Annotated in this window: 10 protein-coding genes; all 10 read right to left on the reverse strand. The window is 37.4% G+C overall.

Going from position 1 to position 13,216, the window contains the following annotated elements:
- Nucleotides 1–144: 144 nt before the first annotated feature.
- Entirely contained in the window at nucleotides 145–1,173 is a 1,029-nt protein-coding gene (locus FC81_RS04925) for a zinc-binding alcohol dehydrogenase family protein (protein WP_187327408.1), read from the reverse strand.
- 125 nt (nucleotides 1,174–1,298) lie between these two features.
- Entirely contained in the window at nucleotides 1,299–2,099 is an 801-nt protein-coding gene (locus tag FC81_RS04930) for a hypothetical protein (RefSeq protein ID WP_057743680.1), read from the reverse strand.
- 39 nt (nucleotides 2,100–2,138) lie between these two features.
- Nucleotides 2,139–2,390, reverse strand: coding sequence for an acyltransferase family protein (locus FC81_RS04935; RefSeq protein WP_057743683.1), 252 nt, complete (start codon nucleotides 2,388–2,390; stop codon nucleotides 2,139–2,141).
- Between the two features lie 90 nt (nucleotides 2,391–2,480).
- Nucleotides 2,481–3,719 carry a cytosine deaminase gene (gene codA / locus FC81_RS04940; RefSeq protein WP_057743686.1) on the reverse strand — a complete coding sequence of 413 codons (1,239 nt, stop codon included), beginning with the start codon at nucleotides 3,717–3,719 and terminating at the stop codon, nucleotides 2,481–2,483.
- Entirely contained in the window at nucleotides 3,709–5,082 is a 1,374-nt protein-coding gene (locus tag FC81_RS04945; protein WP_057743689.1) for a cytosine permease, read from the reverse strand. The genes codA and FC81_RS04945 overlap by 11 nt, the downstream gene beginning before the upstream one ends.
- A gap of 324 nt (nucleotides 5,083–5,406) precedes the next feature.
- On the reverse strand, nucleotides 5,407–6,819 hold the full coding sequence (locus FC81_RS04950) for an amino acid permease (RefSeq protein WP_057743692.1): 1,413 nt from the start codon (nucleotides 6,817–6,819) through the stop codon (nucleotides 5,407–5,409).
- A 346-nt stretch (nucleotides 6,820–7,165) separates the two neighbouring features.
- Nucleotides 7,166–7,957 (reverse strand): tyrosine-protein phosphatase, encoded by a 792-nt coding sequence (locus tag FC81_RS04955; RefSeq protein ID WP_057743695.1) that lies wholly within the window; start codon nucleotides 7,955–7,957, stop codon nucleotides 7,166–7,168.
- Between the two features lie 290 nt (nucleotides 7,958–8,247).
- Nucleotides 8,248–11,478, reverse strand: coding sequence for a GH32 C-terminal domain-containing protein (locus FC81_RS04960; protein WP_083478760.1), 3,231 nt, complete (start codon nucleotides 11,476–11,478; stop codon nucleotides 8,248–8,250).
- A 219-nt stretch (nucleotides 11,479–11,697) separates the two neighbouring features.
- Entirely contained in the window at nucleotides 11,698–12,621 is a 924-nt protein-coding gene (gene cysK / locus FC81_RS04965) for a cysteine synthase A (RefSeq protein WP_057743698.1), read from the reverse strand.
- 177 nt (nucleotides 12,622–12,798) lie between these two features.
- Complete coding sequence (locus tag FC81_RS04970; RefSeq protein ID WP_057743701.1) at nucleotides 12,799–13,203, reverse strand: YbgA family protein; 405 nt, start codon at nucleotides 13,201–13,203, stop codon at nucleotides 12,799–12,801.
- Nucleotides 13,204–13,216 lie beyond the last annotated feature (13 nt).

Here is a 13,216-nt window from a genome sequence, read left to right on the forward strand (position 1 = left end):
AATTAGAACTTTTATAAGTGGATTCACCAACAACAGTTGACGAAGAGCCAAATAAAGAAGATCATGTTTAAGCAAACTACACTTAAATGTGATCTTCTTCTATCTGAAAAATTTATGCTAAAAGGTATTTGAAAAGTAGATCTCTTAACGACACAAAACAATTTTCCCAATTGAACTATTAGTTTCAATCATAGCATGAGCCGCCTTTAAATTTTCGGCGTTGATTCCTTCAATAATTTGATTTGCTGTACTTTTGAGTCGACCTTGCTCTAATAAGGCGGCTATCTTTTCCAAGCTCGCATGCTGCGTTATCATTTCTGGCAGCTGATAGAAAGACTTGGTGTACACCCACTCCCACATAAACTCCGCACTTTTAGATTTTAAAAGTCCTAAATCAAGCGGGTGTTTATTCTGCGTAATTGATACGATCCGTCCGCCTGGTTTGATCATTGTTGCCATCTCTTCCCAATGACCATCGATATCGCTCAGACCTAAGATGTAATCAACATCTTGATACCCTAAGCCGTACAGTTGTTCACTCATATTTTGGCGGTGATTTATCGTTTGATCAGTACCGTGCTTTTTAGTCCAAGCACTAGTTTCAGGACGTGAAGCTGTTGCAATGACATGCAAGCCGGCTAAATGTGCTAACTGTGTTGCTACAGAGCCTACGCCACCAGCACCATTGATAATCAAAATCGTCTTTTTCTTATTAAGAAGAGGTTGATCAAAATCAATTTCTAACTTTTCAACCAAAGCTTCCCATGCAGTTAGCGAAGTCAATGCCATCGCAGCTATTTCAGGAATATCCATTCCTCTAGGGGCATGACCAACAAGCCTTTCATCAACTAATTGATACTCTGCATTACTCCCTGCACGCTTGAAATCGCCGGCATAGAAAACTAAGTCATGCTCTTTGAACAAGGTAACCTGATCTCCTGTTGCAACAACTGTTCCACAAGCATCCCAACCAAGTATTTTAGGATCGGTATATGTTTCAGAGCCGTTCAATCTAACACTTACGTCAATTGGGTTAACCGCAACTGCTTCAATCTTTACCAGCAGATCATGTCCACTAGCTTTAGGGATCGGCATTTCAAAATCAAAGAGACTCTCACTGTTTTCAAGGGACAAATGTTGCTTAAAACCTACCGCTTTCATTGTTGAAGTCATCTTTATCAGCTCCTCACATTTAAATTAGCTAAGTTAAGCTTACTAATACTTGCTGTTATATTTATTGTCACTCATTTTCTGTTTAAGCGCAACTATTCTCCGAAATATTGTCATGCAATTATTAGCTAAAATAGCCTTTTACTAATAATACCTAGTTTGGGGTTAACTACTGGAAAACGTCTATTAAGATAGAAAGATCTCAGTAGAGGGATATGTGGAATAATTAATACCGCTAATATTGTAAAAAGAAGGCGGTAGCAAATGACTGCACACACAACAAGTATCGGGGTAACGTGTATCATTGTTAATTCATTATAAATAAAACCGCTAATATGCAACAACGTAATATCAATCAAATGAAAACACATGACTATCAACGAAAGTTGCCCATAATTACGAAGTAACGATAATTTCCAATTGAATGAGATCATTGCTTGAGCTAATTTCATTAAGACGAAACTCCCACCAAGCGCACCCAAGATAGCTAAGACTGGTGCGTTTGCAAAAGCCGTATTTAGATAGAAAAACCCGCTGTGGACAGATACGCCCCAAAGAATAAGCCCACCTAGAAAATAAACTGGATTTTTATTCTCCATCAACTTTAAATATCTAATTAAATATCCGCCACAATAAAATATTTGGCTGACCAAAGCAGCATTAAACGACCACGGCAGTGCCAATCGTCGTGCTATAACGAAGCCTAATATAGATTCTAAAAGTGATAATACTAAAACAATAACTACTTGCTTATTAAAATACGTACCGATCTTTAAAGATGCATTAAATAGCATATTGCCACAGTACATGGTTACTAAGAACCAAATTACACCAATTGCAGGAATTTGTATTCCACCAAATAAACTTAGATGCACTGGTGTTCCTAAACCATAAAAGCTTGCAAGAATAGTATTCCGAGTAAGACCCATTGTTCCTAAGAGACGCTGTCTTGGAAAGTGAAATCCAATCTACGATAAAATTATAATAAGTAGGCAGGTCGCCATATAAGGCAGTAATAAATTGAGCTTGCCTTTATGAAATAAAACCTTCCACTTCTTTTGTGTAAATAAATAACCTGAAAGAACAAAAAAAACAGGAACATGTACCGCAAATAAGGTTCTCGCAAATGCTGAAAAAGTATATCCATATAAAGAATGCCCCACTACAATCATTACCATTGCAAGTCCTCTGACTACGTCAATCCACTCTACTCTCTTCAACTAATTATCCCCCTAATTACTTTGAATAATGCACAACATAAAACTTTTATATTCATTGTACATCATCTTACTTTGCTTAGGGACAATAAGCTAGTCTAAATAAAGCTCTCGTTTAGCCGGAACGGTCTTAGCAATAATTTTTCCAGCATGAATATTATATAAAACTTCCGCATGTTTATTTAAAACATTATAAAAATCCTGACCATTCAAAAGAATACAGTTTCCAGGTAAACCAACTGCTACTCCATAATGATCATCAATATGCAACGTCCGTGCTGCATTGTAAGTTACGTAGTTAAACGAATTTTGTAATTGTTTATACCCCATAAGCTGCGCAGCGTATACACCCATTTGCAGTGGATCTAACATATCTCCGTTTCCTAATGGATTCCATGGATCCTTAACGTCATCTTCACCGAAGGAAACGTTGATCCCAGCTTCAGATAATTCTTTGATACGCGTCAAACCTCTTCGTTTAGGGTATGTATCGAAACGACCACCCAAATGCATATTAACTAGTGGATTTGAAACAAAGTTAACCTGTGACAGTTTTAAAAGCCGAAATAGTTTGTAAGTATAAGCATCATTATATGACCCCATTGCCGTCGTATGGCTAGCTGTCACGCGCTCTTTCAAACCAGACTCATATGCTAGAGTAGCTAGCACTTCAAGATTACGTGTCGCTGGATCATCGATCTCATCGCAATGTACATCAACTAAAGTATTATATTTTTCTGCTAAACTGATAATATACTTTAGAGAATCAGCTCCATAAAAATGATTAAATTCATAGTGCGGAATCCCTCCCACTACATCTGCACCTTCTTTTAAGGCCTGTTCCAGTAATTCTTTCCCCTTTGGAAAAGAAAGAACTCCTTCTTGAGGGAAAGCTACCAGTTGTAGTTCAATAACATCTTTTAATTCTTCTTTCAGTTCTAGCAAAGCCTGCAGCGCTATCAATTGTGGATCCGTTGTATCAACATGGCTGCGGACAAATTGGATGCCATATCTTAATTGCTGATAAATTGTTTCTTTAGCTCTTGCTTTTACATCCACAATAGTCAGCTCTTTCTTTCTCTCTGACCAAATACGAATTCCATCAAAGAGCGTACCAGTTTGGTTCCATTCTGGTTGACCAGCTGTCAATGTCGCATCAAGATGAATGTGTGAATCAATAAAGGGGGGAAGTAAGACTTTCCCTGCCCCCTCAATAATTTGTTCATCCTTGAGCGGTTTTAATGTCTTCCCAATTTCACTAAACTTTCCTGCTGTAATTCTGACACTTTGTAAGTCTTCTTGATTATTAATGTGTACGTCTTTAATTAACATCTTTTTTAGAGCCTCCGTAGAATAGCTTCATCAAATAATAATAAACAACCCCGCTAATCAGCATTGTGATAAAAGTCGCACCCATTGTTTTTTCTAAAATAGAACTATGCTGCAAAATAAAGAAAATACCGGCACCACTTACCCAAGTTACGATTGCCACCCAATTAATTCCATTCGTATACCAGTAGCAACCGTTTCTTTTGGTTAATTCACTTAGACGATAAGAACCATGATTACGCAAGTAAAAATCAACAATAATAATACTAATAATCGGTCCTAAAACCATTCCAACGTAATCAAGGAAAACGATGAAAGCATCGAGGAAGCTTCCTAAAATCATCGGGATGAAGGTCACGAAGGTTGCTAAAACAGCAACGATCCACAAGGATGCTTTAAGCTTCAGCCGTGGGAAAATATTTGAGAGTGCCGAACCTGCTGCCATTAGATTTACCGCATTTGCAGTCATACTGGTTAAAATAATAACTAGTAGCGCTAAAACACCCAAACCTAACTTACTTGCGATCGTACTTGGATCAGAATTATTAGGATCATAGCTACCAGAAGCGATCGCGATGCTGATCGTTGCTACTAAACCAATAAAAGCAAACCAGACTACACCCAACAAAGCCCCAGCAAACGGCATAACTGTTGCCGCTGATTTTTTACGGGTAAAGCGTGTAAAATCAGCTCCAGCAGTTACCCATGCCAAGTTAAATGCAGCAACTGTATCAACAGCTGTTCCGGTATTCATTTTAAATTTTGCTGGAACATGCCATGACATAATTTCATGCAGTGAAACTGTCTGGAAAACAACGATCGATTCCCATAAAACAAAAATGAAAACAAGAATAATTCCAATTCTTTCAATAAGCTGAACCGAACGTGAACCACTTGCAATACTAATAATATGCAAGATACTCATTACTAATATGCCACAAATAATTCCTTTACTTCCGCCAGCTTGTCCATAAAGTGGCCACCCTGCAATATCGTGCATCAAGTAGCTGACTGAAGTAGCTGCGATATATGTATTAACAGCTGTCCAACCAATAAATTGAGTAACATTAATTGCTGAAGGAAGAAAGCTTCCTCTTAAACCAAAAGAAGCACGACTGATTCCCATCGTTGAAACACCTGTTTTGAAACCAATAAAACCAATCAGTGACAAAAAAACATAGGATAGTGCCGATGAAAATAATAAAACGCCCATAGCTGCTGCAAATCCACAAGCAGCTAAAACACCACCGATGTACCAAGTCCCGTTATTCGCATTTGCACCAACCCAAGTAGCGAACATATCCCACGAAGAAGTCCTTCGTTGTGCAGGTTTGATGCTTAACTCCTGTCCGTTATTATGACTCATAAAAAATCTTCCTCCCATATGCTTGTAATGCTCTAATCACTAAGATAAGAGTATTGATCGATTCCCTTATTTCTTTTAACAGTTAATATAATTAGCTATGTACAAAAATAATTCATGCAGCAACTACTTTGCCCGCAAGAATTATTTTGTGATCTAAGTTTAATTATCTGTTTATTAAAAAAACAGAACCTAAGCTTTATCTTACCTTATCTCCTCCCTAAAATGCTAGCTTACTTTATATATTCTTTCTTTAACTAAGAAAATGCGTGAGTTTAGTTTCAAAACCCACGCATTTTCTAAAAAGATAAGTCTTTTTTTACTACTTTAAATATTTAATTTCGAATGTTTTTTAGCATAAAAGAAATAAAGCAAGAGTCCGATCGCAAACCAGATAACAAAACGGACCCAAGTTTCCCAGTTTAGTCCAGCAATTAAAACAAGGCAAAAGGCAATTGCAATAAGTGGTGTAAATGGGACACCTGGAGCTTTAAAACCACGATGAATGCCAGGATTAGTTTTACGCATCCAGAGAACCCCAGCTGAAACTAAAATAAACGCGGTCAAAGTTCCAATATTAACAAGCTCTGATAAAATATTCAGGTTGATGAAACCACCAGCCAAGGCAGTAATAATTCCAAAAAACCACGTTCCTTTGAATGGAGTCTTGTATCTTGAACTAACTTCACCAAAGAATTTTGGAAAAAGACCATCACGGGACATTGAATAACAAATACGTGATTGCCCGTAAAGCTGTACGAGAATAACTGTTGTCATACCTAAGATAGCTCCTAAACTAACAATAATTGACAGCCAGGTTTGACCAGTTGCATGTAAAACCGCCAAAATAGGTGCATTTAGATATTTGGAAAATACAGTATATTTAACAACCCCAGTCATAATCAAAGTCATGATAATATACAAAATGGTTGAGATTAATAATGATAAGAGTATTCCTCGAGGTAAGGTTTTACTTGGATTAACGGTTTCCTCGGCACTTGATGCTACCGAATCAAAACCGATAAAAGAAAAGAAAACAATTGATGCAGCTGGAATAATTCCAGCTGTCGTTCCATGGTTAAATGAATAGAGACCATATGGCGAAAAAGGTGTCCAATGATGTGGTTTAATAAACCAGATAGTACATACAATAAATAAAATAATAACTGCTAGCTTAATGAAAACCATCGTGTCATTAACCCGTTTCGTTTGGTTGATCCCAATCGAAATAATCCATGTAATCAAGAGCACGACCAAAAAGGCAGGTAGATTAAATAATGTTGTCACTCCAGGTGTGGTCCCTGCGGCTGCTGTTAAAACTGTTGGAATATGAATGTCAATGTTATCTAATAGATTAACAAAATAGCCCGACCACCCGACAGAAACAGTTGCCGCACCTAAGGCATACTCTAAAATCAAATCCCAGCCAATAATAAATGCAATAATTTCACCGAAGGCCACATATGAGTACGTATAGGCTGATCCTGCTACAGGTGCCATTGAGGCAAATTCTGCATAACATAAACCAGCAAAGCCACAACAAACAGCTGCAATTAAAAAGGAAACTGATAATGCTGGCCCTGCCGTTAAAGCCCCTTTACCCGTTAGAACAAAGATCCCTGTTCCAATAATAGCCCCGATCCCTAAAAAGGTGAGATCCAGGGTATGTAGTGTTCGTCTTAAGGGTGTTGTTTCTTTAAGAAGATCAGCAACACGTTTTTTACGAAAAATATTAGCCATACAAGCATCCCCTTTATTTACTATGCTCATCATTTTATAATCAGTTTTTAATCTAGTCAAATGATTTTGCACAATATTGGTCATCTTTTATCACATAAGCTGTAAAAATAACTATTCTTAGTTTGTTTTACTAAGTCAATCTATTATTTTCAAAACATTTTAAAATACAAACCTTTCAATTGATTTCAAAACAAAGTAATTTCATTCCATAATTAATTATTTTGAAAAGGCATTAGCTCTTTATTAATATTGTGCTACTTAAAATATATTGATAAAAAAAGAACTAGTTCAAAAATAATTTGACTAGTTCTTTTTTAGCTAAGAGATTAATATAATCTAATTTGTTTTAGAAGAAAAAGAAACGTTTCTTTTTCTTCTCTATTCTAGAGTAACCGCGTGCCATAACTGGCAATCCATTCAGGAGATCTTCTGCGGTTTGTTCAAATTCATCAACCTTCTCTTGGCCCATCTTAGACTGAAGTTCTTCAAGAGCTTCATGTAATGCAAATTTCCGTCCTTTAAGTGAATGCGCATCAGAAGCAAATAACTGGACTAGCCCATGTTCAACTAGCTGATCCGAAACCTTTTTAACATTCTCCCCAAAACCACCGACATAACTTGTCGCAGTTAACTGCGATAATGCCCCATCAGAGATAAAGTCATACAAAATATTTAAATCATTTTGAATCTCATGATTACGCTCAGGGTGAACGATCACCGGTGTCGTTCCGGCTTTACGTAATTCAAAAAAGAGACGCTTAGCATACGCGGGGACACTCCCATGCGGGAACTCGATCAACATATACTTTTTTTCTTCGTCAATCCCAAGTAAATCATCATACCGTTCAATCAAATCACCATTAATATGCACTTCTTGACCAGGAAAAATCGTTAAGGGCATTTTCCTAATATCCAGCTCATGTTGAAAGGCTGCGACATGCCGCAGAACATCTGGTTTATGATTAACGTAATCTCCGTCAAGATGATGTGGAGTGGCTAAGATATGCGTTATTCCTTCTTTAATAGCGTCATTTGCCAATTTTAATGAATGTTCAAGATCAGGAGACCCGTCGTCAATTCCAGGTAGAAGGTGGCAATGCAAGTCAACTATCTTTCCACTTTTGGTTATTTTTCCCATATTACTTGTTCCTCCTCAATAATGACACACAGTTAAGCAGCTTTTCTAGTACTTATCTTCTAATACTTGGATAGTTAAAGATACCTAGTAACTTTTGAACCAAGCTTACTTTCTGCATTAATTCATTATCAAAATAATAATACCATGTGTAAGTATAGGCTAAAGATAGTATTATAGCAATTATGCTTAGTATTAAAGCTAAATCATCTAAGAAAAAAACAGTACTCCTGAAATTAATCCTCAGGAATACCGCTTTTTACTACTATTTAGTTTATAAGTTACCTTTTACCCTAAAAATTCTTTTTCTTTAGCCCAAACAACATTCCAATTCCACTGAGACCAGCAAATAACATTCCCCATATACTTAGGGATGAACTTTCAATATTTCCAGTTTGCGGCAAACGTTTCTGGAAGCCGACTGCCTTAACTGGATGGACAGCTTTGGGCTTATCTTTTACATCAACCATGTTCTTTTTAACAGCTGTCCGCACTGCTTGAGGATAGTAGTTAGTTGCACTGGAATCTTGCTGATTAAGCACAGCTAATTTCACGAACTGCTTTGATTTTGAGTGTTTGACTGTTTTGGATAGTTTCAAAGTATTGATGTAACTATCTTTTGACTGCTGCTCATTTACACTTAGAGTGGCATGATCTTGTTGCTCTATTGCTGCGATGGCTGGTTCAATCACTTTAACCTGCGCTACTTGTGAAACTGTCTTTCCTTGCTCATCGGTGTAAGTATAGCTGACATGATATATTCCAGCACGACTTAAATCAACCGCTCCTGTAACCCGTATATCATTGATAGTTAGTCCATATCCCCGCATATCTTTTCCGCTAACAAAATTAGCAGCAGGTGACCACTGAGCATCAGCAGCCGTCATAATCGTCGTATCCTTAGTTATAATTTCTGTTTGATTTTTTTGATACAAATAATCTACTATTTGATCTCGAGCTGTATATAAATTGGCTTGATTTTTATTTTGGGTGTTGTTCTTAACTAAGAAATAACCCTTAATTTTAGGTACAGTCGGTGTTTGATACTTATCACCAATCATACCTGTACATTGTTGTGAAGGTAGCAGTTGGTTTCCTCGATCATCAATATAGTTAAAGGTTACTTTAGCTTTATTCTCCCAAATACTGGTTAGTGGATTTAATTTTAGCCCAGTAATATGTGCTGTCCCAGCTTGTACATAAAGATAAAGTTGGTTAGTCGCCTGCTTTTCCGCCTTCTCCGGTCGCATGAAAAAATTCTGGGTAATTGATTTTTCACCATCATTCGCGAAAGCTTCGACACTTGTTTCATCTACATAGACAGTTAACTTAATCGTTCCATTAGCAGTATCAACAATGGCATTCATCTTATCTCGCGGAGCCTCCATTGCAGCTTCACCCGTGTTTAAACGTTGTACAAAGAATTTCTTCGTTGTTAGATCGTAACCAACAAGAACATAATACTTTCCATCGTCTGAAGCTCTTAGTTTAAAGCCGACTGAGGTAGGAGGATTCTTGGTGTCCCATGAAAAGTCAGCAGTCAACTTATACTGATTACCACTATATTCAATTTTTTGCTCTGTATCACGTGGTGTTATAGAGGAGTCATCAGGCGCGATCCTATCCGCTTGTTCATTATGTGTTATTTCAGAAATAACCGTGTTTTTTAATAAATAGCCATCAGTCGTGTTCGAACTCTTAACTAGCTTTAGTTCTCGCGGTAACGTCATATTACCGTACCAAGGAGATGTTTTAGCATCACCTGTATATGACCAATTGGATTGCCATGCAAGCATCACGTTACGATTATTACTCATATTAGCAAATGGAATTCCCGCATAAAAATCCTCGCCATAATCCATTGTCATCGGGTTAGCCATTGTTTGCGTACTTTCCGGAGTCCATTGACCATTATGATCAATATTGCCAACATAATACTCCATCCCGGATCCAGTTGCATGTGAACCTTGCTGGATACTAATTGCTAAAACCCACTTAGTAGTTTTTGTTCCTTCAACTGTTAATGGTATTAATGCGGGACATTCCCAAACACCTAGCCCAACGTTCTTTTCACGCTGAATACTTGAAGCATACTCCCAATGCAGCAGATCCACCGATTTATAAATCAATGCTTGTTGGTTAGAAACAACTGTTAATAAAAACTGTTTGTTTTGTTGATCATAAACCACATTTGGGTCTCTAAAATTAGCTGCATCTCCCCCTTTTGATGCTATTACAGGTATTAAAGGTTGTGGTTCAGCACTATTTTTATCTGCGGAGTATTGTTTAAAAGTCTTACCTCCATCGAGGCTATAAGCTAAATGCTGTTCTTGAATTTCATTTAAGCCTATCCAAGTCCCCCAACCGTTCTCCTTACCATCATTGATCCTAGTTGCTATTTGGTAGTCCGCTGTATAAAAAGCAAGGATTGCATTCTGACCCAAGCCGCTCACATTGTTTTTATCTACATAAATAGACCCACTGAAAATAGCTTTTTTACCATTAGCATCGCCCCAATTAGTTGTTGGTATACCCACATAGCGAACTTCTCCGTATTTTGCCAAGCTACCAGTGGTATTAGTGTATACAAAGTCTTCCCAGCCTTGATCTGCTAACATAGGAATTGCTAACGGCTCTTGACGCCAATTAATCATATCTTTACTGGTAGCATGACCCCACGACATATTTCCCCATTCATTTCCTTCAGGATTATACTGATAATATAAATGATATAAACCAGTTTGGTCATCATAAAATAAACCATTGGGGTCATTCATCCAATTCTTAGACGGTGAAAAATGAAATTGATTACGATATGGTTCACTATAGCTCTTTTCCGCTTTCGTTGCTGATGCTATTTTATCAGTGTTTGCCGCTACGGTTGTATTCGCTGGTTTACTTTCTTCAGAGCTTATATTGGCTTGTTTTTCATTTGTAGTTATTTTATTTTGCTCAGCATTTTCAGCTACTGCTGGTGACTTGCTCTCCGCTTTTGTAAATAACGCTGAATTTGTCTGTTGCGTAGCTGTCTCTGAACTATTAGTTGTCGAAGAATTTGTTGTTGCTGAACTTGTTGTTGAAGTTATTGTTGAAGAATCTGAAGCATCGGCTGGTAGTTCCTTTATTTTACTAGCTGAGCTTTGGTTAATAGTCGGCTGCTTATCTATTACCGTTTGCTGATCTGTTTTGCTGCTCACTGTTTCTACACTACTAGGCGTTGAAACGCTTTCAGCAGCTGTTGTTAAACTGCTCACATCCTTCTCACTACTACCCGCAGAAGAACTCAAGTTACTAGTTCCTGCCTGTAATCCTTGTTGTCGAGCATTAACAGTGCTATCTGCAGTTGCTACTTCTTTACTAATTGTACTATTTTGAGAATCAACCACAGCACTAGCATGAATTAAACTTGTTTGACTCAAACAAATTACTGCCCCACTAGTAAAGAGTAACGAAAAGACCCAAACTTTGCCTTTTTTGTACATCTTATAATGCTCTTTGACTCTAGCAGCTCCTTGATTTTGCATAAAACGACCCCCTAATGTCTTTCTATAAAGTTCCCACTAAAGTATTAGCAAGTTATGTGCCATATTAGAAAGCGCTTTTCAAAACCCTATTCTATCCAAAAAAAGAGCAATCTTGTTTTGTAAAATAAAACAAGTAGCTCTTTTTTTAAAACAGTCTTTCTTTTTATTAATACACATATCGTTTTTTTAAAACTAATTCGGAGGCCGAAGTTATTATGCTTAGCCCTTAAAAAGTTCTGTTGATAAATAGCGTTCACCGTTATCAGGTGCAACTGTCACTACAGATTTCCCATGACCAAGTTTTTTAGCCACTTGCAACGCGCCATAAATGTTTGCACCTGCAGAAATTCCAGGGAGAAAGCCCTCTTTTTGTCCCACTAGCCGCGCCGTCTTAAGTGCATTATCACTGGTAACTTCAATAATATCATCGATAACTGTTTTATCTAAAACGGCTGGAATAAAGCCTGCACCGATACCCTGGATTTTATGTTTACCACCTGTACCAGTTTTTAAAACAGGTGATTCAGCTGGTTCTAACGCATATATTTTAATTTTCTTATCAATTGCCTTTAAAACATGCCCAACCCCAGTTAGTGTTCCGCCTGTACCCACACCTGCAACAAATGCTGTTGGAAGTTTGGAACCGAATGCAGCAGCAATTTCCTTGCCCGTTGTCGTTTCATGAATCTGTGGATTAGCCGGATTATTAAATTGCATTGGCAAAAAATAATTATGTGCGTGTGCTAGTTCTTTTGCCTTTGCAATAGCTCCCTTCATTCCATCTTCACCAGGTGTCAAGATCAATTCTGCACCGTAAGCTTTCATTAACTTTCGACGTTCAATGCTCATCGTCTCTGGCATCGTAATAATTAAATGGTATCCCTTACTGGCAGCAACAGCAGCCAAACCTATTCCAGTGTTACCCGAAGTCGGTTCAATAATTGTTCCCCCCGCAGTTAATTGACCTTCATTTTCAGCTGCTATAATCATTGCTAAAGCGATCCTATCCTTAATCGAGCCAGCTGGATTAAAAAATTCAAGTTTAACATATACCTCGGCTGCACCTTTTGGAACTAGTTGATTTAACTTAACAATAGGTGTCTTTCCAATTAAATCCGTTATAGAACTGTATATTTTAGTCATTACCCTATAGCCTCTTTTCTTTTAAAAACAAGGTTTTCAATAATATTTAAATTACTGCAAGTATAACTTAATACATTGTTTTAGCCAAAAAAAGCACATCGGTTTGCTGAACTAAGATAAAAAAACACCAAATCAAATAGTTTCCTGATCTGGTATTTTTATCTTTATAATCAAATCTTAGTTAAAATAATTAGTACTACTATCTACTATGGTTAGATAGTCAGTTATCAAGCGTGACCGCAACAAATATTGAACTTGGTATTTTACTGCTAAATGTGCTAGAAAAGGCCCTAATCTATCTTTTTTTAATGATAACTGTGCTAACTCCTCTAGATAAAACTCTTTTTCTGCCATAGTCGCTTTCTTTTTGTAATAACCCCAAACATGCTGATACGTATTTCTAAGCGTAACAATCGTCGGTGTCATTTGCGTTGCCTCGGCAAGTAGGCTGCGGTAAGTTCGCTCTTTTTCATTCTCGGACTGGCCGCTGGTGGCTATTTTCTTGATCTTTTCATAGATGGACTGCGAGCGTGCCATTACCCAGTACTTATTCACAGTCCAAGATCGTTGCCATGGTTCCATACTAAATTCCTCT

This window comes from Liquorilactobacillus capillatus DSM 19910, assembly GCF_001434915.1.
Taxonomy (GTDB): Bacteria; Bacillota; Bacilli; order Lactobacillales; family Lactobacillaceae; genus Liquorilactobacillus; species Liquorilactobacillus capillatus.